Genomic DNA, 25,637 nt, shown 5'->3' on the forward strand with positions numbered 1-25,637 from the left:
GGCGGGGTCTAGATGCAGCGCCCACCGTCCACGGTCATGCAGACACCGGTCACCATGCTGGCCTCGTCCGAGGCGAGGTAGAGCGAGGCGTTGGCGATGTCCTCGGGGGTCGAGAAGCGGCCGATCGGGATGGTCGACAGGAACTTGGCCCGCATCTCGGGCGTGTCCTCGCCCATGAAGCTTTTCAGCAGCGGCGTCTCGCCCGCCACGGGGTTGACCGCGTTCACCCGGATGCCGTGCGGCGCCAGTTCCACCGCCATGGTCCGCGTCGCCGTATTCACCCAGCCCTTGGACGAGTTGTACCAGTTCAGGTTCGGTCGCGGGCTGATCCCGGCGGTGGACGAGATGTTCACGATCGCCCCCGCTTTTCGACCCTTCATAAGGGGAACGAGGTACTTCGCGCCGAGGTAGATCGACTTGCAGTTCACCGCGAACACCCGGTCGAAGAGGTCTTCGTCAACCTCTTCCATCGGTTGCGGCAGGTGGGTCATGCCGGCATTGTTGATCAGGATGTCCACGGGGCCAAGCGCCTCGCCCGCCGCGATCATCGCCTGCATCTGCGCGGCGTCCGACACGTCCACCGTGCAGGCCGTGCCGCCGATCTCGTCCGCCACGGCCTTGGCCGCATCGCCGTTCAGGTCCGCAACAAGGACCGTGGCCCCCTCCGCCGCGAAGCGCCGCGCGATGCCCGCGCCAAAGCCCGACCCTGCGCCGGTGACGATGGCGGTCTTTCCTTCCAGTCTCATGGGATCCTCCTTACCCGTGATAGACGGCGACGGTCTTGAGCGTGGTGAAGCCGTACATCGCCTCGAACCCCTTCTCGCGCCCGTGGCCGGATTTGCCGACACCGCCGAAGGGCAGTTCGACCCCCCCGCCGGCGCCGTAATTGTTGATAAAGACCTGGCCCGCCTTGATCGCGCGGGCCAGCCGCATCTGCCGCGCACCGTCCTTGGTCCAGACCGAGGCGACCAGCCCGTAGTCGGTACCGTTGGCCACCGTGACGGCCTCGGCTTCGTCGTCGAAGGGAATGACCACCTGCACCGGGCCGAAAATCTCCCTCTGCGCCAGCGGATGGTCGCCCTTTACGCCCGCAAAGAGGGTCGGCGCGACGTAGTAGCCGCCCCCCGGCAGATCGCCCAGCTCGGGCCGTCCGGCGACCTCGAGATCGGCACCTTGCTCGAGGAAACCAGACACGATTCCGCGCTGTTTCGCCGAAATCAGCGGCCCGACATCGAGGTCATCGACCGCCTTGCCGACCCGCAGCGCCGCGTAACGTTCCGCCATCCGCGCGACCACTTCGTCATAGCGCGACCGTTCCACAAGGATGCGCGAGGAGGCCGAGCAGGTCTGCCCCGCGTTCTGGATCCCCGCGTTCACCAGGAATGGCAATGCCGCGTCGAGGTCGGCATCGGCAAAGACCACCTGCGGCGACTTGCCCCCCAGTTCCAGCGTCACCGGCACCACGTTCGCCGCCGCCGCCGCCTGCACCGCGGCGCCCGTCGCGACCGAGCCGGTGAACGAGATGTGCTGGATCCCGGGATGCGCCGACAACGCCGCCCCGGCCTCCGCCCCCAGTCCCGGCACCACGTTCAGTGCACCGTCGGGCAGCCCGGCCTCCTTCGCCAGCGCCGCAAAGGCCAGTGCGGTCAGACAGGCATCCTCGGCCGGTTTCAGCACGCAGGCATTGCCGGTCGCCAGCGCCGCGCCGACCGACCGCCCGATGATCTGCATCGGGTAGTTCCAGGGCACGATATGCCCGGTCACGCCATGCGGCTCGCGCAAGGTGTAGACGGTGTATCCGTCGAGATAGGGAATGGTTTCGCCGTGCAGCTTGTCCGCCGCACCGCCGTAGAATTCGAGGTAGCGCGCCAGCGCCACTGCATCGGCCCGCGCCTGTTTCAGCGGCTTGCCCACGTCCTGCGCCTCGATCGCGGCAAGGTCGTCGACCCGCGCCTCGACCAGTCGGCCCAAGCGCATCAGGATGCGCCCGCGCTCGGCCGCCGGGGTCCGCCCCCAGGCGCCATCCCGCGCCGCGCTCGCCGCCGCGACGGCCGCGTCGATATCCGCTGCCCCGCCGCGGGCGATGGCCCCGATCTCTTCCCCGTGCTCGGGTCGAACAAGGGCAAAGTGGCTCCTTCCACGGGCGCAACCCACGCCCCGCCGATCAGGCATTTCGCCGGATCGAACCACAGCTCAGCCATGTCTTTCATCGCTCCTCTTCAGGCGGTTTCCGGCAGTTTCGGCGCCGCCTCGATCAATTGTCGCGTGTAGGGATGCCGGGGGGCGTCGAACACCTGGTCGGTCGGCCCCTGCTCCACGAATTCCCCGGATTTCATCACGATCACCCGATCGGTGATCGACCGCACGACGCTCAGGTCGTGGCTGATGAAAAGATAGGTCAGCCCGAACCGCGCCGAGAGATCGGCCAGCAGGTCGAGGATCTGCGCCCGCACCTGCACGTCAAGCGCCGAGACCGCCTCGTCCAGGATGATCAGGTCGGGCTTGATGATCAGTGCCCGGGCGATGGCGATCCGCTGCCGCTGCCCGCCCGAGAACTCGTGGATGTATTTTTCCTTGTCCGAGGGCTTCATGCCGACCGACACAAGCGCTTCGTCGATGGCGGCCTCGCGCGCCGCGCCCTTGGGCGCCTCGTCCAGCAGGTGGAAGGGTTCCGTCACCAGCCGCGACACCTTGTGGCGCGGGTTGAAGGATCCGTAGGGGTCCTGGAACACCACCTGCATCCGCCGGCGCACCGCCCGGTTGGCCTTGTGGCCGTCGAACACCGGCTCTCCGTCCAGCTGGATCAGTCCTTCCTGCACCTCTTCGAGGCCCAGGATGGCCCGTGTCAGGGTCGATTTTCCGCAGCCCGACTCGCCCACCAGGCCCAGGCTCTCGCCCCGCTCCAGCGTGAAGGACACGCCCTTGACCGCCTGGATCACCACCGGGTCGCCGAACAGCGACTTCCGCGGCAGGTGATAGTCCCGCCGAACCCCGCGCACCTCGAGCAGGGGCGCCTGCGTGCTGCGGTCCACCCGGTCCGGCACATGGGCGGACGCCGCAAGCAACGCCTTCGAATAGGGGTGCTGAAGGTTCGAGAAGATCGCCGGACAGGCCCCGCGCTCGACCACGCGACCATGCTGCATGATCACGATCTCGTCCGCCATATCGGCCACGACGGCGAGGTCGTGGGTGATCATCAGCATCCCCATGCCGTCCTCGCGCACCAGCCGCGTCAGCAGGTCGAGGATCTGCGCCTGCGTCGTGACGTCGAGCGCCGTGGTCGGCTCGTCCGCGATCAGCAGCTTTGGCCGCAGCGCGATCGCCATCGCGATCACCACCCGCTGCCGCTGGCCGCCTGACAGCTCGTGCGGGTAACGCGTCAGGGGGAATCGATCCTCGGGCAATTCGACCCTGTTCAGGGCTTCCCGCGCGCGTTTCATCGCCTCGGACCTGGGGACGTCCTCGTGGATCAGGATCGTTTCGGCCACCTGGTCCCCGATGGTCTTGATCGGGTTCAGCGCCGTCATCGGCTCCTGAAACACCATGCCGACCTCGTTGCCGCGCAGGCGGCAAAGCTCTGCCTCGGGCAGGCTCAGCATCTCGTGCCCCGACAACGTGACACGCCCGCTGGCCTTGGCCCCGTTCGGCAACAGCTGCATCACCGCGAAGGCGGTCATCGACTTGCCCGACCCGCTTTCGCCGATCACCCCGACGATCTGGCCGGGATCGACCGAGAAACTGACATCGCGCAGGATCGGCGCGCCGTGGATGTCGAGCGTCAGGCCAGAGATCTCGAGCAGGCTCATTCGCGTGATCTCCGCAGTTTAGGGTCGAAAATGTCGCGCAGACCATCCCCCATCAGGTTCAGTCCCAGCACCGTCAGCAGGATCGCGAGGCCGGGAAAGATCGCCATCCAGGGCGCGATCGAGATCATCGTCTGGCTCTCCGCCAGCATCCGGCCCCAGGACGGGATCGGCGGCTGTGCGCCCAGGCCGACATAGGACAGCCCCGCCTCGGCCAGGATGCCCAGCGAGAACTGGATGGTGCCCTGCACGATCAGCAGGTTGGTGACGTTGGGCAGGATGTGCTCGAACGAGATCCGGGCCGACGACTTGCCCGACACCCGCGCCGCCAGGATGAAATCCCGTTGCCAAAGCGTCAGCGCGCCCGACCGGGTGAGGCGGGCAAAGACCGGGATGTTGAAGATGCCGATGGCGATGATCGCGTTGATCGCCGACGGCCCGAAATTCGCGGTGATCATGATCGCGATCAGCAGCGACGGGAAGGCAAAGACCAGGTCGTTTGCCCGCATGATCACCTCGTCCACCAGCGACCCCTTGCGCGCCGCGGCCCAGAGCCCCAGCGGCACGCCCAGCCCCATGCCGATGCCGACCGCCACGATGGCGACCGCGATCGAGGTGCGCGCGCCGACCATGATCATCGACAGGATGTCGCGGCCGAAATGGTCCGTCCCCATCCAGTGCTGCCACGACGGCGGCTGCATCTTGTTGGCGATGTCGAGCGTCGCGATGTCGTAGGGCGTCCAGACGAACGAGATCAGCGCGGCCGCCACGAAGACCAGAGTCAGCGCGCCCCCGATGACCAGGTTGCGCGACCGGAACGCCAGGTGCCAGGTCCTGAGGGGGGTCGCCTCGGGCGGGATGGGATCGACGCGGGGGTCCGTCATAGCCCGGCCCTCAGCCTGGGATCGACAAGGGCATAGGTGATCTCGACCGCGAAGTTGACGACCACCACCGCAAAGACAAGCAGCATCACCACGCTTTCCACCACGATCAGGTCGCGGGACGAGATCGACTGGAACACCAGCCGCCCCAGCCCGGGCAGGAAGAACACGTTCTCGATGATGATGGCCCCCGCAAGCAGGAAGGAGAATTGCAGCCCGATGATCGTCAGCACCGGGATCAGCGCGTTGCGCAGCGCATGCCGCCGCAGCGCCTGCGCCCGGGTCAGGCCCTTGGCCCGCGCGGTGCGCACGAAATCCTCGGACAGCGTGTCCAGCAGGGACGACCGCATCACCCGCGCGAGGATCGAGGCCTGCGGCAGCGCCAGCGCGATTGCCGGCAGGGTCAGCGCCTTGAGCGCCGGGCCGACGCCGGCGTCCCAGCCCGGGAACCCGCCGGCCGAGAACCAGCGCAGGTTGATCGAGAACACCAGGACCATCAGCATCGCGAACCAGAAGTTCGGGATCGCCACGCCCAGCTGGGTGATCCCCATGATCATCACGTCGCCGGCCTTGCCCCGGCGCGAGGCGGCGTAGATGCCGGCCGGAAAGGCGATCGCCGTCGACAGGATCAGCGCGTAGATCGCCAGCGGCAGGGACACCCGCAACCGCTCGGCGATCATGTCGGCCACCGGGGTGCGGTAGGTATAGGAAATCCCGAAATCGCCCTGCAACAGACCCGAAATCCAGCTCCAGTACCGCGACCAGGCAGAGCCGTTCAGCCCCAGCTGTTCGCGCAGCGCGGCCAGGGTGTCCTCCTGCGCGTTGACGCCCAGCATGTAGGCGGCCGGATCGCCGGGCAGCACCTCGATGGCAAAGAAGATCACCAGCGAGGCCACGGCGAGGCTCACGGCAAGGGATATCAGTCGTTTCAGCGTGTAGCGGAGCATGCGGGGTCGTACCGGTGGCGGGGCGGCATCATGCCTTCCCCTGGTCCGGAATATCCTGGGGGTGAATGCCGCGCCTGCACGGCAGAGGGGGCAAAGCCCCCCGACCCCGGCCCGCAGGGCCGGCTGGGATCGCGTGCGCCGCAACGCGGCGCGCCGCCGGATCGGTCAGGGGAACGGGGGGCGTGCCGGACAGGAACGGAAACGGGCTCATGTCCGGCACATCGGGTTCACTCGGTCCAGTAGACGCCGGTCATGTCAGCGGCCTGGGTTGGTGCGTTGGTCCAGAGCCCTTCCAGCTTGGCATTGGCCACGGTCAGCAGCGGCAGCTGGAAAAGGTAGGCGTTGACATAGTCCTTGGCGATGATCTCCTGCGCCTGCTTCAGCAGCTCGGAACGCTTGGCCTCGTCGGTCTCGAGGTTCAGCTGCTCCATCACGCCCTGGAATTCCGCGCTGTCGTACTGGAAGTAGTAGTCCGGGTTGGCGTAGATCCCGATGTCCATCGGCTCGGTGTGCGAGATGATGGTCATCCCGAAATCCTTGCCGCGGAACGTGGTTTCCAGCCACTGGGCCCATTCCACGTTCTCGATCTCGGGCTCGATGCCGATCTGGCGCAGTTCGGCGGCGATGATTTCGCCCCCGCGACGGGCATAGGACGGCGGCGGCAGGGTCATCTTGACCTTGATCGGCAATGTCACGCCGGCCTCGGCCAGCAGGGCCTTGGCCTTCTCGGGGTCATATTCCGACATACCGGTCAGGTCGACGTAGTCCGGGTTGTGCGGCGCGAAATGGGTGCCGATCGGGGTGCCGTATCCGAACTGCGCGCCGTCGATCACCTCTTGCCGGTTGATGGCATGGGCGACGGCCTCGCGCACCTTCACGTTGTCGAAGGGCGCCACCTTGTTGTTCATGGCCAGGATCGTCTCGCCCTCGGTCGAGCCCACCAGCACCTTGAAGCGCGGATCGGCGTCGAACTGCGGCAGGTTCTCGGGCGCCGGGAAGGCACCGAAGGCCTGCACGTCCTCGGCCATCATCGCGGCAAAGGCGGCGGTCGGATCGCTGATGAACTTGAAGGTCACGCGGTCGAGCTTGGCGGGCTCCCCCAGTAGTCGGGGTTCTTCACGATGGTGATGCTGTCGCCCTGCACCCAGTTCTCAAAGGTGAAGGCGCCGGTGCCGATCGGGGTGGTCTTGATGTTCTCGATGCTTTCCGGCGCGACGATGACGGCATCGCCCCAGGCCATGTTGAACAGGAAGCTGCCGTTCGGGCTCGAGAGCGTGACCTTGACGGTCGCCGGGTCCACCACCGTCACCTCGGCGATGCTGGCAAAGAGACCCTTCTGCGCGTTGGCGCTGTCCTCGGCCCGGGCGCGGTCGAGGGTGAATTTCACATCCTCGGCGTCGAAATCGGTGCCATCGTGGAATTTCACGCCCTCGGCCAGGTGGAAGGTGTATTCCAGCCCGTCGTCCGAGATGTCCCAGCTCTGCGCGAGGCCGGGGATGATCGACCCGTCCGAGGCAAAGCGGGTCAGACCCTCGAAGATGTTGGCATAGGTGACCGAGTTGATCGCGCCGGCCGCGGCCGAGGTCGGGTCGAGGTGCGGCGGCTCCAGTTGCTGGCCGAGCGTCAGGTCGGTGCGCGCCTGCGCATGGGCCATCGCGGCGGTCAGCGCAAGCGCCGAGGCCAATCCGGCACGGACGAGGTAGGCATGTTTCATCGTTGGCTCCCTGTTGTCTCGCGCCGTCTTTTGTTGCGGCGCGTCAATCCTTTGGTCCCAGAAGGGTTGATAGGCTCAGCGCCATCACCTTCGCTGAATCGACCATATCATCCACACCGACATATTCATCGGGTTTGTGGGCAAGGTCCAGAATCCCCGGACCATAGGCAATGCAGTTCTTGAGCCGACCGATGCGGTCGATGTGCTTCTGGTCATAGGTGCCCGGAGAGACGACATAGTCCGGGTCCCTGCCCATCGTCTGGCGGATCGCCTCGGACACGGTGGTCACCACCGGCGCGTCCTTCTCGGTCATCGTCGGCAGGACGCGGTGCATTTCGCGGATGCCGTAGTCGAACCGCTCGCGGGTCGATTTCAGCCCGTCGAGGATCGCGGTGATCTCGCTCTGCACGTCGTCGATGTTCTCTTCGATCAGGAAGCGGCGGTCGATCACCATGCGACACGAATCCGGGACAACCGGGCTGGGAAGGCCGGTATCGGGGCGCTGGATCTCGGCCTGGCCGCCGTGGATCGAGTTGATGTTCAGCGTCGACTGCTTCGCCCCCTCGGGCACCACCGGCATGTCGGTGCGCTTGGCCGCGAGGGCCGGGAACAGTGTCTCTTCCATCTCGTGGACCACCGCGCCCATGTGGCGCACGGCGCAATCGCCTAGGAACGGCATCGAGCCATGGGCGATCTCGCCGTAGGTCTCGATTTCGGCCCACCAGACGCCGCGATGGCCCAGGCAGATGCGGTCCTTGTTCAGCGGCTCGGGAATGATGACGTGCTGGACACGTTCCGGCGCAAAGAATCCTTTCTGCGCCAGGTAGGCCACGCCGCCGAAGCCGCCCGATTCCTCGTCAGCCGTGCCCGAGATCTCGATCGCGCCGTTGAAATCGGGGCAGACCTCGACAAAGGCCTCGGCCGCGATGATCGACGCGGCCAGTCCGCCCTTCATGTCGCAGGCGCCACGGCCATAGACCTTGCCGTCCTCGAGCTCTCCTCCGAACGGGTCCTTGGTCCAGCCGCGGCCGACGTCGACCACGTCGATGTGGGAATTGAAATGCACGCATTCGCCCGGTTTCGAGCCTTCTTTGCGCGCAATGACGTTCCAGCGGGGGTATTTCTCGCAGTCGCCCGGCGCGCCCTCGGCGCGGACCAGTTCGATCTTGAAGCCGCGCTTGCCCAGCCGGGCCGCCAGGTAGTCGCAGATCTCGCGGTAGTTCTCGCCCGGCGGGTTCAGCGTCGGGATGCGGATCAGGTCTTGGGTCAACGCGATCAGATCGTCGCGCTTGGCCTCGATCGCGGCATTCAGTCGGTCGGTGAGCGTCAGGGTCTCCATCGGGCCTCTCGTTTCGATTTGATCAGCCTGCGCGCGCCGCGCTACGGTGTCGATACCGTAGTTATACGGGGTGCCGCGCCGCGCGCCGGATCCCGCCACCCGCCCCGAGGTATCGCGTTGACCGAGGACGAAAAGACCCTGTTACAGGCCTTTCAGGCCGCGCCGGTCGGGATCGTGCTGACCGAGGACCGGGTGATCCGGGCCTGCAACGACACCTTTGCCGCCCTTTTCGGCCACCCGCGGGCCGCGCTGACCGGGCAGAGTTTCCGCCTGCTCTATGCCAGCGACCAGGAATTCGACCAAATTCGCGACATCGGCCTCGCCCCGCTGCGCGACAGCGGCAGCTACACCGACGAACGCCTGATCCGGCGGCAGGACGGCAGCCAACTCTGGGTCCGGTTCCGCGCCCGGACGCTGACGCCGGACACGCCGCTGGCACGGCTGGTGATGTCCTTTGCCCCGCTGCCGCGCCCCGCGGGGCCGCAGATCGGCCTCACACCGCGCGAACGCGACGTGGTCGACGGGCTGTCGCGCGGCGCCACCAGCAAGGAAATCGCCCGTCGTCTGGCGCTGTCGCCGCGCACGGTCGAGGACGTGCGCGCTCGCCTTTTGCGAAAGTTCGAGGTCCGCAACGCAACGGAATTGCTCGCACGGTTGACGGGGCCGGGGATTTCCGGCTGAATCTCTGCCGATTTGCCGGGGAATCTCCTCCTCCGGCATCCCCATATTCCCACCGGCCCACGACGCCACGAGCAGTACGGACCACAGGACAATGATTGCGGATCCCCATCCGTCACAGGCGGCGCGCCTTACCGCGCTGCGTGAATACGACATTCTCGACACCGACCCCGAGGCGATGTTCGACGACATCGTCGGCCTCGCCTCGGCCATCTGCGACATGCCGATGTCGATCATCAGCCTGGTCGATGCCGACCGACAATGGTTCAAGGCTGAGGTCGGCATGGGCACGCGGCAGACCACGCTCGAGGAATCGATCTGCAGCCACGCCATCCTCACCGACGGCTTCCTCGAGGTCGAGGACACCACCCTCGACCCGCGGACGATGAACAACCCGCTGGTGCTGAGCGACCCCAACCTGCAATTCTATGCCGGTGCGGTGCTGCTGACGCCCGAGGGCCTGCCGCTCGGCTCGCTCTGCGTGCTGGACGACAAGCCGCGGCAGCTGACCCCGCTCCAGCGCGAGGCGCTGCGCGTGCTGGCCCGGCAGGTGATGACCCAGCTCGACCTGCGCCGCGCCCTGCGTGAGGCCGACATCCTGCGGCGCGAGGTCGATCACCGGGTGAAGAACTCGCTGCAGTCGATCTCGTCCCTGACCCGGCTGCAGGCGCGCCGGGCCGGACACCCCGACACGCGCGAGGCGCTCGACATCGTGCGCCGCCGCGTCGACACCGTCGCCGCCCTGCACGAGGCGCTCTACCGCGCCGAGACCGATGGCATGGTGGCGATGAAGCCCTTCGTCGAAAAGGTGGTCACACTGATCCGCTCTTCGGCGCCCGAAGGCGTAAGGATCGTGGCCGACGTGGCCGAGGCCGACATCTCGCCCACGCAGGCGACCGGGCTTGGCGTGATCCTGAACGAATTCGCCGCCAACACCTTCAAGCACGCCTTCCCCGATGGCGCCAAGGGCGCGTTGAGGATCGACGGACGCTGCGAGGGCGACGAGATCTTCATGGTGATCGCGGACGACGGGGTCGGCTTCGACGGACAGCACAACGGGCAATCGCTGGGGCTGACGGTGATGGAGACCTCGGCCCACCAGATGCGCGCCGACTATGCGCTGAAGTCGGGCCCCGAGGGCACGCGCCTCACGCTCGACTTTCCCGCCGACTGCTGAAGGAGGGGCCGCAACCGGCCCCTCCACCACGCGAGACGCTCAAGCAGCCTTGTCGCGGCGGCGGCGCATCGCGGCGATCCCGCCGATCCCCGTCACCAGCAGGCCCAGGGTCGCCGGCACCGGCACCTCGGCCGCCATCACGGCCAGGCCGTTCAGCTCGCCATAGGTGGACGGCAGCGCCGCGATCAGCGTCAGCGGAACGTCCCCCATCGTGGTGGTGAGCGCGAAGCTGTAGATCCCCTGCATCCCGTCCTGCGCGGTCAGCAGGGCATAGGCGGTGTTGTTGCCTTCAAAGAACGACAGGATGTCGAAGCCGCCCTTTTCGGTGATGTCGAACACGCTGCCGCCATAGGTCAGATTCCCGATCGAGGTCAGCGTCCCCGCGTTGTTGGCCAGCGACGCCAGCAGGTCGAGCTCGGTGTCGATGACGTACTGGAATGTCGTCGTCGCGTCCGGCACGGCGTTGGTGTAGGCGTTCATCACCACGTTCGGGTCGGCGCCTTCGTTCGGGTCACCTGCGGCATAGAACAGGTCGGTCTTGCGTTCGACGGTCGGCGGCATGTTGTTGGGAAAGAACACCAGGTTCTCATCCTCTGCGGTGACGATCCGCGCCGCGTCGAGGTTGTTGTTGAAATCGAACCCGACATTGGCGCTGACGGTGGTGTCCGGTCCGTTTGCCACGACGGTCGCCATGCCGGTCACGCGGTCGATCAGGTAGACGTTGTTGGAAAAGTCGTCATAGCCGTAAAGCTCGCCGGTCTTGGGCCGGTAGGCGATGGAATCGAGCGAGATCGCCGCGCCGCCGTCGAACGACAGCGTGACGGCCGAGGTCATGCCCGTGTGCGAGGCGACCTGCACCAGCGTGGTGCCGTCGTTGCCGAGCGCATAGGCCACGGCGCGCTTGTCGAGGGTCGCCGCAGACTGGGCCCCGGCGGACATGAGTGTCGCCGCGGCGGTGAGAGAGATGACTTTCATGGAATGGCTCCGAGTTGGATTGTGCGCCGGCGGCGTGGATGAATTGCGCCGTCGGGATGCGCATCGCGGGCGCATCACGCGAACTCACGGAACCGGGACCGGTGATGTTTTGACGTTGGGGAAGGCTTTCGATCAAACAGCCGTGATCCGGCCGTTAACTGCGTCCAAACGAAATGCCGGGCGCATGGCTGCACCCGGCATTCGATGTCTTGCGATCAGGGACTGAACAGGCGGTTCTTGGCCTGTCTCAGACCTCCAGCCATTCCTTCCGCACGTCGTCGCGCGTCTTGAACTCTTCCGGCGTGCCGGAATAGACGATCTCGCCGTGACCCATGACATAGACGCGGTCGGCGATCCGCAGCGCGATCGACAGCTTCTGTTCGACCAGCAGGATCGACACGCCGGACTTGGCGATCTCGGCGATCATGTCGCCGACCTGCTGCACGATCTTGGGCGCAAGGCCCTCGGTCGGTTCGTCGATGATGATCAGCTCCGGATCGCCCATCAGGGTCCGGCACATGGTCAGCATCTGCTTTTCACCGCCCGACAGGACACCGGCCCAGTTGTCGGCCCGCTGTCGCAGGTTGGGGAACATGTCGAGCATCTGCTCGACCGAGTATTTCCCCGGCTTGCGCGTGTCCTTGACCCCCAGCATCAGGTTCTGGCGCACGGTCATGGTCGGAAAGATGTCGCGGCTTTCGGGCACGTAGCCCAGCCCGAGGCGGGCAATCCTGTGGTTCGGCATGCCGCCGATTTCCTGCCCCTTGAACTTGACCGACCCGACCGGGGACACCTCGCCCATAATGGCCTTGGCGGTGGTGGATCGCCCCACCCCGTTGCGGCCCAGGAGCGCGATGACCTCGCCCGGCATGATCTCCATGTTCACGCCGTTCAGGACGTGGGACTTGCCGTAGTAGGCATGAAGGTCGCTGACCTTCAGCATGGGTTCGACTGCCATGTCCATGCTCAGACTTCCTCCATGTGATCGGCTTCCTCGCCCAGGTAGGCCTCGCGCACCTTCGGATCGCCGCGGATCTCGGACGGTTTGCCGGTCGCGATGATCTCACCGTAGACCAGGACCGAGATGCGGTCGGCCAGGCCAAAGACGACGCCCATGTCGTGTTCCACGATCAGCAGCGTCTTGCCGCGCGCCGCCTTTTCGATCAGCTCGACGGCGCGATCGGTTTCGGCATGGGACATGCCGGCCGTCGGTTCGTCGAGCATGATGACCTCGGCGCCGCCCGCGATGGTGATCGCGATCTCGAGCGTGCGCTGGTCGGCATAGGACAGCAGCGCCGCCGGCATGTTCGCCTTGTCGAGCAGTCCCACCTCGTCGAGGATATGGGCGGTCTTTTCCTGCACCTCCTTGAGGTTCCCGATGTTGCGCCAGAACGAATAGCCTTGGCCCATCGAGTAGAGCACGCCGCAGCGCACGTTCTCGCGCACGGTCATGTTGGAAAAGATGTTCGACACCTGGAACGACCGGCTGAGGCCGAGGCGGTTGATCTCGAACGGCTTCTTGCCCGAGATCACCGCACCGTTCAGCAGGACCTGCCCGTCGGACAGGGTGTAGAGCCCCGAAACAAGGTTGAAGAGGGTCGATTTCCCGGCCCCGTTGGGGCCGATGATCGCGTGCTTTTCACCCTTGGCAATTTCGAGGTTCACGCCCTGGATGATCTTGGCCGGGCCAAAGCTCTTGGTGACGTTGACGAGTTTCAGTGCTGGTTCCGTCATGGATCAGACCTCCTCGGATTTGCGCGAAACGTGACGCAGGATCGCGATGCCGGCCGCGAGCGGCACGATGCCCAGCACCCAGGTCAGGACGGAGTCGGTCGCCAGCACGAGGCCGTAGGGCTCGAACACCTCGCCGTAGCCTTCCGACCAGCGGATCGCGACTTCGACGATGACGATGATCGAGATCGCCATGAGCAACAGGCCGACGACCTGCTGGGCCCACTTGCCCATCAGCTTGCCCCGCTCCGGCGAGCGAACGCCGCGCCAGAAGCCGAAGACGATGCCCGCGATGCCATCCGGCACGAACATCACGACCGAGATGAACATCAGCCCGAGGTAGAGCAGCCAGGCCGCCGTGTAGTCGCTGAGGTTCGATCCCATGTAGGTCATCACGATCGCCCCCATGATCGGCCCGCTGAAGTAGCGGATGCCGCCGACGTAGGCCGCGATTAGGATCGCGCCCGAGGGGATCAGCGACAGGTTCTCGGGGGTGAAGATCTCGTCCTGCACCGCCGACATGCCGCCCGCCATGCCCGAGAAGGCCCCGGCGAAGATGAACACGAGGTAGCGGACGCGGGTCGGGTTGTAGCCGATGAACTGCACCCGCTCCGGGTTGTCGCGCGTCGCCTCGGACAGCTTGCCGAGGGGCGTGCGGGTGAACATGTACATCGCCACCACGCCGACGAAGGTCCAGAAGGCGATGAACCAGTAGACCTCTTCGAGCGGCCCGAGGGACATGCCCAGGAACTCCGGCCCGCCCATGCGGTCGGCCGAAACGCCCATCTCGCCGCCGAAGAGGCTGTCGAACATGTAGGCGAAGGCCGCCATCAGTTCCGCCACGCCGAGCGAGATCATCGCAAACGCCGTGCCCGCTCGGCGGCAGGACGGCCAGCCGATGACGGCGCCGGCCAGCGCCCCCATGCCGAAGCCGAAGATCGGCATGAAGAAGATCGGCATGTGCGACCAGAACCCGCCGTCGGCGGACCCGATCCAGTTCATCACGTGCACGGCGAAGTACCCGCCAAGCCCGAGGTAGACGGCCTGCCCGAAGGTGAGCAGCCCCGCCCGGCCCAGCAGCATGTTGAAGCTGAGGGCAAAGACGATGTTGATGCCGACGTGGTTCAGCAGGGTCATCGTGGTGCGCGACGGCCCGAACAGCGGGATGATCGCCAGCACGAGGCCGAACAGGATGAACGGCAGCACCCGTTCACGGAACTTCTCGCCCGAGGTGGGCGCGAGGACCGCGGAGTCAGTGGTCATGTCGGTCATACTTCACGGCTCCCCATCAATCCGGTGGGTTTCACGATCAGGATCAGCACCAGCAGCAGGAACGGCAGCATCGGCGCCATCGAGGAAACGGTGATCGATCCCAGCTCGGAGGTCGGCGGAAAGCCGACGAGGTCCGCCAGCGAGGCATTCACGGAAACCGCGGCGGTCTGCAGGATGCCGATCAGCATCGCGGCCACGAACGCGCCCTCGAGCGATCCGAGGCCGCCGACGACGACAACCACGAAGACGATCGGGCCCATCTGCACGGCCATGGCCGGGTCGGTGATGAAGTAGTTCCCGCCGATCACGCCGGCGAGGCCCGCCAGAGCGCAGCCCGCGCCGAAGACGCCCATGAAGACCAGCGGCACGTTGTGGCCGAGGTGTCCGACCATCTGCGGGTGCGTCAGCGCCGCCTGGATGATCAGGCCGACGCGGGTCTTCTTGAGCATGTACCAGAGGAAGATGAGCATCGCGACGGCGACGACGAACATGAAGATCCTGTAGGCCGGGTAGTCCGCGCCATAGAGGGTGAAGAGCGTGAAGTTCAGCGAGTCAGGCACCTGGTAGTTCACCGAGGTGCGGCCCCAGATGATCTTCACCACCTCGTCGATCAGGTAGGCCAGGCCGAAGGTGAACAGAAGCTCGGCGACATGTCCGTTTGCGTGGACGCGCCTGAGCCCCCATTTCTCGACCCCCATGCCGATGACGCCCACCAGGATCGGCGCGATGAAGAGTGCCAGCCAGAAGCTGGTCGCGCCCATGATGGTGTAGGCGAAGTAGGCGCCCAGCATGTAGAAGCTGGCATGCGCAAAGTTCAGAACGCCCATCATCGAAAAGATGAGCGTCAGCCCGCTCGACAGCATGAAGAGCAATAGCCCGTAGATCACGCCGTTCAGCAGGGAAAAAACGATCGTTTCCATAGATCTTCCCCGTCCGGCCCCTTGCCGGGCCGCTCAGTGTTTGCCTGTCCCGAGTGAAAGGGGCGCCACGTCCGGCTTAGGCCGCGGCGCCCCGATCAGAGCCTTGTCAGGACGCCTGGATTACTCCGGGCGCTCCATTTCGCAGGTGGTCGGCTCTTCGGCCGCCGCAGCGTCGATCTCGCCGCCGTCCACCAGGACCCAGCCCAGGTCGATGTTGTCGACGCCGTATTTCACGTCGTCCGACACGGTCGAGATGTAGAGGTTCTGCTGCACCTGGTGGTCTTCGGCGCGCATCGTGAAGGGGCCGTAGGCGCCTTCGATGCTCAGGCCTTCCAGCGACTTGGCCACCGGAATCACGTCGGTCGAACCGGCCTTGTCAGCCGCGGCTTTCAGCATGTTCGCCGCCATGAAGGCGCGGTGGTAGTAGTAGTCGTAGTCCGGGAAGCGCTGCTTGTACTCCTCGATCAGCGCGTACTGTTCGTCCGACGCTTCGAGGTTGGTCACGCCTTCGGACACCTGGAACAGCGTGTCCTTCGCGCCCTCGCCCAGGGCGGCAACCGCGCCCAGCGACCCGCCGTAGAAGGTCAGGAACGGGATCTGCAGGCCGGAGTTTGCCGCCGCCTTGACCAGAAGGGTCATGTCCTGGCCCCAGTTGCCGGTGATGACGGCATCTGCACCCGACTGGATGATCTTCTGGATGTAGGGGGTGAAGTCCTTGACCTTGGCGAGCGGGTGCAGCTCGTTGCCGACGATCTCGATCGAACTGTCCTTTTCGCCCAGCTGCTTGACCGCCGCGGCCGCGACCGCCTCGCCAAAGACGTAGTCCTGCCCGATCAGGTAGACCTTCTTGATGTCGCCGGCGCCGGTGACGAAGTCGGTGATCGCCTGCATCTTCATGTCGGCATGCGCGTCAAAGCGGAAGTGCCAGAACGAGCAGGCTTCGTTGGTGAAGGCCGGCGTGACGGCGGCGTAGTTCAGGAACAGCACTTCCTCACCCGGGTTGCGGGCGTTGTGCTTGTTCACGGCGTCGATGATCGCCGAGGCCACGGAAGACCCGTTGCCCTGGAAGATGTACTTCGCGCCGGAGTCGATGGCCTTCTGGAGCTGGACCAGCGATTCCTTCGGAGACACCTTGTTGTCGTAGCCGGTCAGTTCGACCTGCTCGCCGTTGAGGCCACCGTTCTCGTTGATGTGCTCGAACGCCAGCTTGAACGAGGTGAAGGCCGCGTCGCCCGACGGGCCCATCGGGCCGGAGAGCGGGTCGATGAACGCGATCTTGACGTCCGCGTTCGCGGCACCGGCAAGTGCCATGAACGAAACGGATGCCGCGAGAGCGGCATGTGCAAATTTATTCATATTTTCCTCCCATTGCGAAAAGCCGAACCTGAACAGGCTTTTCTTGCCGCCGATCAAAAGGTCTGCTAGCCCCGTTGTCAAGCGCGTAGCAAAATTAAATTCTGCATTGCAGAAGTAGCCGCTTTGGGAGGAGCAGGATGCCGCGATTCAGCGCAGAGCCCGACACGTTCCGGGATGAAATCAGAGACTTCATCAAAGGGAAATGCCCATCCGTCCTGAGAGAGATGCCGGCGGACGAACGCGAGATCTGCTGGGGCGGAAAACGCTGGAAATTCAGTTCGGACGCCCAGAGGGACTGGTTGAACGCCTGCGCGGAAGTTGGCCTGACCGCCCCCCGCTGGCCCGACGCCTACGGCGGCGCCGCCCTGTCCCGCGAACAGGAAAAGATCTTCCGCGAGGAGATGCGCAATGCGCGGGCACCCTCTCCGGTCGAATCGTTCGGCCTCTGGATGCTCGGGCCGGCGCTGCTGGCCTTTGGCACCGAGGAACAGAAGACCCATTTCCTGCCCCAGATCACCCGTGGAGAGATTCGCTGGTGCCAGGGCTATTCCGAACCCGGCGCGGGCTCGGACCTTGCCAGCGTCCAGACCCGGGCCGAGGACAAGGGCGATCACTGGCTGATCAACGGATCGAAGATCTGGACCTCCTACGCCAACAAGGCCGACTGGATCTTTGCCCTCGTCCGCACCGACCGCGAGGCGCCCAAGCACAAGGGCATCAGCTTCATGCTGATCGACATGGAAAGCGAAGGCGTCACCACCAAGCCGATCCAGCTGATTTCCGGCGCGTCGCCCTTCTGCGAGACATTCTTTGACAACGTGAAGGTGCCGAAGAGCTACGGCGAAGGCATGTCCTCGATCGTGGGCGAGCAGAACCGCGGCTGGGACGTGGCCAAGCACCTGCTGACCCATGAACGCACCATGATCGGCGGCGGCGGCTCCGGCGGCGCGGGCGGCATCCTCGGCGGTCGCGGCATGGGCAACTTCCTGGCCTCGCTCGAGGACGGGATCATGGACGATCCGGTCATCCGGACCGAGGCGATGGAACTCGAGGTCGACAGCCTGGCCATGGGCATGACGCTGGAACGCTACGGCGACATGGCCAAGGCGGGCGGGGTCGGCAATGCCTCGGCCATGCTCAAGTACTACGGGACCGAGCTGAACAAGCGCCGGTACGAACTGCTGATGTCCGCCGGCGGCGCCTATGCCGCGGAGTGGGACGGCCCCTATGGCTCGCTCGCGCCGGAATGGCTGCGGACCAAGGCGAACTCGATCGAGGGCGGCACGTCCGAGGTGATGCTCGACATCATCTCCAAACGCGTCCTCGAACTGCCCTCGTCCTAAGGAGCCCGCGCCATGACCACCTTGATGCTGACCGAAGACGAGACCATGCTGCGCGACGCCGCGCGCGGGTTCCTCGACGATGCCGCGCCGGTCAAGAACCTGCGCGAGAACCGCGACCAGAAACGCCCGTTCGATCCGGGCCTCTGGAAGGAAATGGCCCAGATGGGCTGGGCCGGCGTGCTGGTGTCCGAGGACAACGGCGGCTCCGACATGGGCCACCGCGCCGCCGGCATCCTGGCCGAGGAGATGGGCACGACCCTCGTCGCGTCGCCCTTCATCTCGTCGGCCGTGATCGCCGCCACGGCGCTGCGCAACTCGGCCAATGGCCGCCTCTCGGGCATTGCCGACGGCTCGCTGCTATACGCGCTGGCGGTGGACGAGGGGTCGAAACACGCCCCCCTCCGCACCGCGATGAGCGCCGAGAAGAGCGGCAATGCCTTCCGCCTGTCCGGCACCAAGACCTTTGTCGCCGACGGCGCCTCGGCCAACCGCGTTCTGGTGCTGGCGCGGACCGCCGGCAGTGCCGGTGAGGCCGAGGGGCTGACCCTCTTCGACATCGACGCCGACCGCGCCGGGATCACCCGGTCCGGCAAGAACACCGTCGACAGCCGTGACTTTGCCCAGATCGACTTCGACGCGGTCGAGGCGACCGGCGACGACGTGGTGGGCGAGGTCGACGGCGGCCATGCTGCCATCGCGCAGGCGCTCAACGCCGGGCAGGCCGCGCTCTCCGCCGAACTCACCGGGCTCAGCGCCGGGGCCTTCGCGATGACCGCCGGATACCTCAAGGAACGCAAGCAATTCGACCGCATCATCGGCACCTTCCAGGCGCTCCAGCACCGCGCGGCACATATGTGGAGTGAGATCGAAGTGACTGCCTCTGCCATCGCCAATGCCGGTAGGGTCCTCGACGAAAAGCCCGCCGAGTCGGAGCTTGCCGTGTCCATCGCCAAGGCCCGCGCGACCAAGACCGCGAAGCTCGTGGTCAGCGAGGGTGTCCAGATGCACGGCGGGATCGGCATGACCGACGAATTCGACATGGGCTTCTACATGAAGCGCGCCCGCGTGGGTGCCGAATGGCTGGGCGACTACGGGTATCACGCCGCGCGGGTCGCCCGCGCGCGGGGGTTCTGAGGAGGCCCCCGCCACAGGGGGAGGAGACCCGCATGACGCCCGAAAAGCTTTTCGACCTGACCGGCAAGACGGCCCTGATCACCGGGGCCGCCACCGGCATCGGCTACATGGCCGCCGAGGGCCTGATGGGCGCCGGCTGCAACGTGATGATCGCATCGCGAAAGCAGCACGCCTGCGAGGGCGCAGCGAAGGAGCTGAACAGCCTCGGCCTGCGCGGCACGGCGGAGGGGTTTGCGGGCGATGTCGGCTCTGAAGAGGGCATCAACGCCCTCGTGGCCGAGGTGAAGGCCCGCACCGACAGCCTCAACATCCTGATGAACAACGCGGGCAAGACATGGGGCGCGCCGTTCGACGAATTCCCCTACGAGGCCTGGTCCCGCGTCTTCGACGTGAACGTCACCGGCATGTTCGTCCTGACGCAGAAGCTGATCCCCCTGCTCAAGGCCGCCGCCACGGCGGAGGATCCGGCGCGGGTGATCAACACCGGCTCGATCGGTGGTATCATGCCGGGCGGGGGACAGGCCTACAGCTACGGCGTGTCGAAGGCGGCCGTGCATTTCATGACCCAGACGCTGAGCGCCAAGTTCGCGCCGGAACACATCACGGTCAACGCCATCGCGCCGGGGCCGTTCATGTCCAAGATGATGGCCTTTGCGATCGGCACCGACGAACAGCGGGAAGAGGCGGGCAAGCGGATCCCGCTGGGCCGCGTCGGAGAGTCCGAGGACATCCAGGGCGCGGTGCTCTACCTCGCCTCGCGCGCCGGGGCCTATGTCTCGGGCCACACGATCCCCATTGCGGGCGGGCTGAACGCCGCGCCGCGCCAAAGCTCCGCCTCGGCGATGGCGGCGCAGGACTGAACAGAGAGAAGGACAGCGATGAATAGGGAAGAGCTGAAGGGCAAGGTCGGAGAGGTCGTCGGCACCTCGAAGTGGTTCGTGATCGACCAGAGCCGGATCGACCAGTTCGCGGACGTGACCGAGGACTGGCAGTACATCCACGTCGACCCGGAAAAGGCCAAGGCCACGCCCTTCGGCACCACCATCGCGCATGGCTTCCTGACGCTCTCGATGCTGTCGGCCATGGTCTATGACGGCGGCCCGCAGGTGGATAGCGTCGTGATGGGCGTGAACTACGGCTTCGACAAGGTGCGCTTCGTGTCGCCGGTGAAGGAAGGCGCCCGCGTGCGCGCCGTCTTCACGCTGGACGACGTGACCGAGAAGGGACCGAACGAGATCCAGACAACCCTCGGCGTGACCGTCGAGATCGAGGGACAGGACAAACCCGCGCTGGTCGCCGAATGGCTGGGCCGCCGCTACTTCGCAGAGGCCGCAGAATGACGATTTCCTTCAAGAACCGCGTTGCCATCGTCACCGGCGCAGGCGTGGGCCTGGGGCGCAGCCACGCGCTTGGCCTCGCCGCGCGCGGCGCCAAGGTGGTGGTGAACGACCTCGGCGTGGCAACCGACGGCACCGGGCAATCGTCCGAGGCGGCGCGCGCCGTGGTGGCCGAGATCGAGGCCGCGGGCGGCGAGGCGATGGCGCATGGCGCAAACGTCACCGATGCCGCGCAGGTGCAGGACATGGTCGACCAGGCAATCGCCAAGTGGGGCAAGGTGGACATCCTCGTCTGCAACGCCGGCATCCTGCGCGACAAGACCTTTACCAAGATGACGCTCGAGGATTTCGAGATGGTCGTGAAGGTTCACCTGATGGGGTCCGTCGTGCCGACCAAGGCGCTCTGGGATCACTTCAAGGCCAATGAATACGGGCGGATCGTCTACACGACCTCGGCCTCGGGCCTTTACGGCAACTTCGGCCAGTCGAACTACGGCGCGGCCAAGGCGGGCGTCGTCGGCCTGATGAACGTGCTGACCCAGGAAGGTGCGAAGTACAACATCCGCGCCAACATCCTCGCCCCCACGGCGGCGACCCGGATGACCGAGGGCCTGCTGCCCGACCAGGTGCTCGAGCTGCTGAAGCCCGAGACGATCACCCCCGGCCTGCTGACCCTCCTGCACGAGGACGCGCCCAGCCGGATGATCCTTGGCGCCGGGGGTGGCTGCTTTGCCGAGACCCGGATTTACGAGACGCAGGGCGTGGCCTTCGGCGACGACGAGCTTGACGCCGACATCATCAACGCGCGGATGGACGACATCCGTGCCGAAGCCGGCCAGCAGGTCATGCCCGGCGCCTTCGCCCAGACCCGCAAGTACGCCCAGATGGCCGCCGAGAAGCGCGGCATCGAGCTTCCCAAGTCGTAGGAGAGGAGACACGACATGCGTGACGCAGTCATCGTATCAACCGCACGGACCCCGATCGGCAAAGCCTTTCGCGGTGCGTTCAACAACACCCAGGCGCAGGAACTGATCGGCCATGCCGTGAAGAACGCCGTGGCCCGCGCGGGCCTCGAAGGCGGCGAGGTGCAGGACTGCATCATCGGCGCGGCGCTGCAGCAGGGCTCCACCGGCGGCAACATCGGCCGCCAGGCGGCGATCCGCGGCGGGTTGCCGACCAACGTCGCCGGCATGTCGATGGACCGCCAGTGCGCGTCCGGCATGATGGCCATCGCGACCGCGGCCAAGCAGGTCGTGCATGACGGCATGCAGATCGCCATCGGCGGCGGGGTGGAGTCGATCTCCCTCGTGCAGAACCAGAACATGCGCACCGACCGCGCCCGCGATCCCTGGATCACCGAGCACGTCCCCGCGCTCTACATGTCGATGCTGGAAACCGCCGAGATCGTGGCTGACCGCTACGGCGTCTCGCGCGAAGAGCAGGACGAATACTCGGTCCGCTCGCAGGCCCGCACCGCCGCGGCGCAGCAGGCCGGCAAATTCGACGACGAGATCGTGCCGCTGACCTCGACCATGGGTGTCATGGACAAGGAGACCAAGGAAATCTCCTTCAAGGAAGTGACGCTCGACAAGGACGAGGGCAACCGCCCCGGCACCTCGCTTGAGAACCTGCAGTCGCTGCAGCCGGTCTTCAAGGACGGCCAGGTCGTCAAGGAAGGCAAGTTCATCACCGCCGGCAACGCTTCGCAGCTTTCGGACGGCGCGTCAGCGAGCGTGATCATGGAAGCCAAGGAAGCCGAGAAACGCGGCCTCCAGCCGCTCGGCCGATACGTCGGCGTGATGGCCGCAGGTCTCGACCCCGACGAGATGGGCATCGGCCCGATCTACGCGGTGCCGAAGCTGCTCGAAGCGCATGGCCTCAAGATGGACGACATCGGCCTGTGGGAACTGAACGAGGCCTTCGCCTGCCAGGTCCTGCAATCGGCCAAGGTGCTGGGCATCCCAGACGAGATCCTGAACGTCAACGGCGGCGCGATCTCGATCGGCCACCCCTACGGCATGTCGGGCGCCCGCATGGTCGGCCACGCGCTGATCGAGGGCAAGCGCCGCGGTGCGAAATACGTCGTCTGCACCATGTGCGTCGGCGGCGGCATGGGCGCGGCTGGGCTGTTCGAAGTGCTCTGAACCTGAATTAGACACGAAATCGGCCCGCCGCCCCCCAAAGGCGGCGGGCTTTCCACGCAAAGGATCCCCATGCCCGTTCTCTACGTTGTCCGCCACGGCCAGGCCTCGTTCGGCGCCGACGATTACGACGTCCTCTCGCCCACCGGACACAAGCAGGCCGAAGCCGTCGGCCGCGCGCTGGCCGCGCAGGGGGTGAAGCCAGACGCCTGGATCATGGGCGACATGCGTCGCCACCGCGAGACGATGGAAGGCATCCTGAAGGGGATGGGTGTCGAGGGCGTCACGCCCGAGATACACGCAGGCCTCAACGAATACGATTTCGGCGCGCTGCTGTCCGCCAAGCTCAAGGCGCTTGGCCAGGACACCACGCCGCCGCGTGACCGGAGCAACTATTTCCGCACCCTCAAGGAGGTCGTGCAGGAATGGCACCGGGACGAGATCCCCGATCCCTACGAGACCTACGGCGATTTCCGCGCCCGGGTCGAGGACGCCCGCCAGGTCTGCATGCGCGACGGGGTGAAGACGGTGCTCGCCGTCTCCTCCGGCGGGGCGATCGGGCAGATGATTTCCGGCATCCTGGACGCGCCGCCCATCACGCAGGTGAAATTGCAGCTCCAGATGAAGAATTGCGCCGTGAACCGTTTCGTCTATTCCAGCCGGAACGTCTATCTTCACGGCTTCAACGAGACCCCGCATATCGACGCCTCGAACGAGGCCGAGATGCTGACCTATTCCTGAGGGAGGAGACACATGGCCAGCCCCAACATGGATCCCACCAAGATCGACGAAAAGGCCGTTCAGGCCTATCTAGAGACGCATATCGACGGTTTCGAAGGCCCGATGACGGCCGAGAAATTCGCCAATGGCCAGTCCAACCCGACCTTCAAGCTGATCACGCCGAAGCGGAACTATGTCCTCCGCCGCAAGCCGCCCGGGCAGCTCTTGAAGTCCGCCCACGCGGTGGATCGCGAGTTCCGGGTGCAGTCCGCGCTCTGGTCCACCGACGTGCCGGTGGCAAAGATGTACACGCTCTGCGAGGACGACGATGTCATCGGCTCGATGTTCTACGTGATGGAGGCGGTCGAGGGCCGCAACATCAACCTTCCCACCATGGATGAGGTCCCGTTCGACCAGCGCCGCCAGATCAACGAGGAAATGGCGCGCGTGCTCTCGCGCATTCACGCCGTGGACCTCGATGCCGTCGGCCTGTCGGACTACGGCCCGGAAGGCAACTACTACGAACGCCAGATCGGCCGCTGGACCAAGCAGTACCGCGCCTCCGAGACCGAGCATATCCCGGCGATGGAAGAGCTGATGGCCTGGCTGGGCGACAACATCCCCGGCGATGACGGGCTGCGCACGCTGGCCCACGGCGACTACCGCATCGACAACATGCTGTTCCACCCGACCGACACCGCCTGCGTCGCCGTGCTGGACTGGGAGCTGTCGACCACTGGCCATCCCTATGCCGATGTCGCCGCCGTGGTGATGCAGTGGAACATGCCGCAGGAAAGCCGGGGCCTCGAAGGCGTCGACCGCAAGGCGCAAGGCGTGATGGAAGACCAGGAATTCATCGACGCCTATTGCCGGAACGCCGGAATTTCGGAAATCCCCGGCTTCGGCTTCTACCTCGCCTTCACCTGCTTCCGCATGGCGGGCATCCTGCAGGGCATCAGGAAGCGCCTGATCGACGGCACCGCCTCGAACCCCGCGCGCGCCGCACAGGTCGCCGCCGGGGTCCCGCGGTTCGCCGAATTCGGGCTCGAGGCCGCGCGGTCGGTCTGAGGAAAGGAACAGGATGAAAGACGCATCTTCACTCGACCCCGCGCTGGTCGAGGCGCCCTACCCGTTTCAGAAGCACATCGGCTTCTACCTGGTCGACTGGCGCGAGGACTACGCCCGCTTCGACCTGCCGCTGGCCGACTTCCTCGGCAATCGCTACGGCATCCTGCACGGCGGCGTGCATGCGCTGATGTGCGACACGGTCATGGGCTTTGCCGGCTGCTACACCGGCGATCCCGACAATCGGAAACTGGGCATGACCCTGTCGCTGAACGTCAACTACATGGGCCAGCTAAAGGGCCAGACACTGGTTGCCGAAGGCTGGCGCACCGGCGGCGGGCGCAAGAGCTTTTTCGGCGAGGCCAAGATCAGCGACGAACTGGGCAACGTCGCGGCCACCGGCACCGGCGTCTTCCGCTACCGCGGCAGCTAGGTCGCGCCGGTCAGCAGCGGCCAGTCCAGCACCCGGACGCGCCAGGGCGGCTGCGACGGCGCGTCGCCCACGTCGCGCACCTCGTAGGCGGCGCGTTCCTCCAGCCCGGTCTTAGGCAGGCAGTGGCGGCCGATGTCCCCCACCAGCACCTCGGCGCCACGCAATCGGGCCGCGTCGAGCACCGCGGTCGCGGCCTCGGCCACCTCGGGGTCGTAGAACACGTCGCCTGCCAGCAGCACGTCGAAATCCGGCAGCGACTTGGGCGTCACGCGGTCGATCACCTCGACCCGCACGCCGTTCGCCGCGGCATTGGCCAGGCACGCCGCCCGCGCCATCGGGTCGAGATCGACGCAGATCGCCCGTGCCGCCCCCAGCTGCATCGCCGCGATCCCCAGCAGGCCCGACCCTGCGCCAAGGTCCAGCACGACGCGGCCGCGCACCACGCCCGGCGCTTCGCGGATGTAGTGGATCAGCCCCGCGCCACCGGGCCAGAGCCAGGCCCAGAACGGGGCGAGATCCACGGCCGTGGTGCCCAGCGTTTCGGCCAGCCGCGACACCCGCGCCTCGGGCCGTGCGGCATGATGCAAAAGGCCGGAAAGCCCCGCAACAGTGTCTGTCGGAAGGTGATCGCGGATCAACGCGATCCGCTCGGCAAGCAGGTCGTCGGCCAC

At 66.0% G+C, this 25,637-nt stretch carries 23 protein-coding genes and 2 pseudogenes; 11 read left to right on the forward strand and 14 right to left on the reverse strand.

All coding sequences use genetic code 11. The annotated features are described in order from the left end of the window. Positions 1-8: 8 nt before the first annotated feature. From ACE2AC_RS12725 to ACE2AC_RS12755, 7 genes and pseudogenes are all read right to left on the reverse strand, one after another. Complete coding sequence (locus ACE2AC_RS12725; protein ID WP_375687583.1) at positions 9-746, reverse strand: SDR family oxidoreductase; 738 nt, start codon at positions 744-746, stop codon at positions 9-11. 10 nt (positions 747-756) lie between these two features. Next, positions 757-2,210, reverse strand: a pseudogene (locus ACE2AC_RS12730) (aldehyde dehydrogenase family protein). Between the two features lie 9 nt (positions 2,211-2,219). Further along, positions 2,220-3,806, reverse strand: a complete 1,587-nt coding sequence (locus ACE2AC_RS12735; RefSeq protein ID WP_375687585.1) for an ABC transporter ATP-binding protein — start codon at positions 3,804-3,806, stop codon at positions 2,220-2,222. Continuing rightward, positions 3,803-4,687, reverse strand: coding sequence for an ABC transporter permease (locus ACE2AC_RS12740; RefSeq protein ID WP_375687587.1), 885 nt, complete (start codon positions 4,685-4,687; stop codon positions 3,803-3,805). Before ACE2AC_RS12740 ends, ACE2AC_RS12735 begins: the two co-directional genes overlap by 4 nt. Continuing rightward, positions 4,684-5,631 carry an ABC transporter permease gene (locus ACE2AC_RS12745; RefSeq protein ID WP_375687588.1) on the reverse strand — a complete coding sequence of 316 codons (948 nt, stop codon included), beginning with the start codon at positions 5,629-5,631 and terminating at the stop codon, positions 4,684-4,686. Before ACE2AC_RS12745 ends, ACE2AC_RS12740 begins: the two co-directional genes overlap by 4 nt. 227 nt (positions 5,632-5,858) lie before the next feature. Further along, positions 5,859-7,345: pseudogene (locus ACE2AC_RS12750) on the reverse strand (ABC transporter substrate-binding protein). Positions 7,346-7,388: 43 nt separating this feature from the next. Further along, positions 7,389-8,684, reverse strand: a complete 1,296-nt coding sequence (locus tag ACE2AC_RS12755) for an acetylornithine deacetylase/succinyl-diaminopimelate desuccinylase family protein (protein WP_375687590.1) — start codon at positions 8,682-8,684, stop codon at positions 7,389-7,391. A gap of 117 nt (positions 8,685-8,801) precedes the next feature. On the opposite strand from ACE2AC_RS12755, the gene ACE2AC_RS12760 reads away from it, so the two are divergent. Both ACE2AC_RS12760 and ACE2AC_RS12765 read left to right on the forward strand, forming a co-directional pair. Beyond that, positions 8,802-9,365: a LuxR C-terminal-related transcriptional regulator gene (locus ACE2AC_RS12760; protein ID WP_375687592.1), complete on the forward strand. Its 564-nt coding sequence runs from the start codon at positions 8,802-8,804 to the stop codon at positions 9,363-9,365. Between the two features lie 91 nt (positions 9,366-9,456). Then, entirely contained in the window at positions 9,457-10,539 is a 1,083-nt protein-coding gene (locus ACE2AC_RS12765) for a histidine kinase dimerization/phosphoacceptor domain -containing protein (protein ID WP_375687594.1), read from the forward strand. A gap of 39 nt (positions 10,540-10,578) precedes the next feature. Here the strand turns inward: ACE2AC_RS12765 and ACE2AC_RS12770 are convergent, their stop codons facing one another. The 6 genes from ACE2AC_RS12770 to ACE2AC_RS12795 form a co-directional block, all read right to left on the reverse strand. Then, positions 10,579-11,514, reverse strand: coding sequence for a DUF4394 domain-containing protein (locus tag ACE2AC_RS12770; protein ID WP_375687596.1), 936 nt, complete (start codon positions 11,512-11,514; stop codon positions 10,579-10,581). 247 nt (positions 11,515-11,761) lie between these two features. Then, the gene (locus ACE2AC_RS12775; RefSeq protein WP_375687598.1) at positions 11,762-12,478 is read right to left on the reverse strand and encodes an ABC transporter ATP-binding protein; all 717 of its coding nucleotides are present in this window, start codon (positions 12,476-12,478) and stop codon (positions 11,762-11,764) included. A 2-nt stretch (positions 12,479-12,480) separates the two neighbouring features. After that, entirely contained in the window at positions 12,481-13,248 is a 768-nt protein-coding gene (locus tag ACE2AC_RS12780; RefSeq protein WP_375687600.1) for an ABC transporter ATP-binding protein, read from the reverse strand. Between the two features lie 3 nt (positions 13,249-13,251). Beyond that, a complete protein-coding gene (locus ACE2AC_RS12785) occupies positions 13,252-14,508 on the reverse strand; it encodes a branched-chain amino acid ABC transporter permease (RefSeq protein WP_375687602.1) in 1,257 nt (418 codons plus the stop codon). 5 nt (positions 14,509-14,513) lie between these two features. Next, positions 14,514-15,437 carry a branched-chain amino acid ABC transporter permease gene (locus ACE2AC_RS12790; protein ID WP_375687604.1) on the reverse strand — a complete coding sequence of 308 codons (924 nt, stop codon included), beginning with the start codon at positions 15,435-15,437 and terminating at the stop codon, positions 14,514-14,516. Between the two features lie 120 nt (positions 15,438-15,557). Then, a complete protein-coding gene (locus ACE2AC_RS12795) occupies positions 15,558-16,748 on the reverse strand; it encodes a branched-chain amino acid ABC transporter substrate-binding protein (protein ID WP_375687605.1) in 1,191 nt (396 codons plus the stop codon). Between the two features lie 182 nt (positions 16,749-16,930). On the opposite strand from ACE2AC_RS12795, the gene ACE2AC_RS12800 reads away from it, so the two are divergent. The 9 genes from ACE2AC_RS12800 to ACE2AC_RS12840 all read left to right on the forward strand — a co-directional run bounded on the left by ACE2AC_RS12800 (position 16,931) and on the right by ACE2AC_RS12840 (position 24,966). Then, positions 16,931-18,136, forward strand: coding sequence for an acyl-CoA dehydrogenase family protein (locus tag ACE2AC_RS12800; protein ID WP_375687607.1), 1,206 nt, complete (start codon positions 16,931-16,933; stop codon positions 18,134-18,136). 12 nt (positions 18,137-18,148) lie between these two features. After that, positions 18,149-19,270 (forward strand): acyl-CoA dehydrogenase family protein, encoded by a 1,122-nt coding sequence (locus ACE2AC_RS12805; RefSeq protein ID WP_375687609.1) that lies wholly within the window; start codon positions 18,149-18,151, stop codon positions 19,268-19,270. A 32-nt stretch (positions 19,271-19,302) separates the two neighbouring features. Beyond that, positions 19,303-20,130, forward strand: coding sequence for an SDR family oxidoreductase (locus ACE2AC_RS12810; protein ID WP_375687611.1), 828 nt, complete (start codon positions 19,303-19,305; stop codon positions 20,128-20,130). An 18-nt stretch (positions 20,131-20,148) separates the two neighbouring features. Further along, positions 20,149-20,610: a MaoC family dehydratase gene (locus ACE2AC_RS12815; RefSeq protein WP_375687613.1), complete on the forward strand. Its 462-nt coding sequence runs from the start codon at positions 20,149-20,151 to the stop codon at positions 20,608-20,610. Continuing rightward, entirely contained in the window at positions 20,607-21,533 is a 927-nt protein-coding gene (locus ACE2AC_RS12820; RefSeq protein WP_375687615.1) for an SDR family NAD(P)-dependent oxidoreductase, read from the forward strand. The genes ACE2AC_RS12815 and ACE2AC_RS12820 overlap by 4 nt, the downstream gene beginning before the upstream one ends. 15 nt (positions 21,534-21,548) lie before the next feature. Next, positions 21,549-22,751, forward strand: coding sequence for an acetyl-CoA C-acyltransferase (locus ACE2AC_RS12825; protein WP_375687617.1), 1,203 nt, complete (start codon positions 21,549-21,551; stop codon positions 22,749-22,751). Between the two features lie 69 nt (positions 22,752-22,820). Continuing rightward, positions 22,821-23,489 carry a histidine phosphatase family protein gene (locus tag ACE2AC_RS12830; RefSeq protein ID WP_375687619.1) on the forward strand — a complete coding sequence of 223 codons (669 nt, stop codon included), beginning with the start codon at positions 22,821-22,823 and terminating at the stop codon, positions 23,487-23,489. Between the two features lie 12 nt (positions 23,490-23,501). Then, positions 23,502-24,536 (forward strand): phosphotransferase family protein, encoded by a 1,035-nt coding sequence (locus ACE2AC_RS12835; protein WP_375687621.1) that lies wholly within the window; start codon positions 23,502-23,504, stop codon positions 24,534-24,536. Between the two features lie 13 nt (positions 24,537-24,549). Further along, entirely contained in the window at positions 24,550-24,966 is a 417-nt protein-coding gene (locus tag ACE2AC_RS12840) for a PaaI family thioesterase (protein ID WP_375687623.1), read from the forward strand. On the opposite strand, the gene ACE2AC_RS12845 is transcribed toward ACE2AC_RS12840, so the two are convergent. Next, entirely contained in the window at positions 24,963-25,637 is a 675-nt protein-coding gene (locus ACE2AC_RS12845; RefSeq protein WP_375687625.1) for a methyltransferase, read from the reverse strand. The two genes, ACE2AC_RS12840 and ACE2AC_RS12845, sit on opposite strands and share 4 nt — an antisense overlap.

It is taken from the genome of Pseudooceanicola sp. LIPI14-2-Ac024, from assembly GCF_042188925.1.
Taxonomy (GTDB): Bacteria; Pseudomonadota; Alphaproteobacteria; order Rhodobacterales; family Rhodobacteraceae; genus Pseudooceanicola.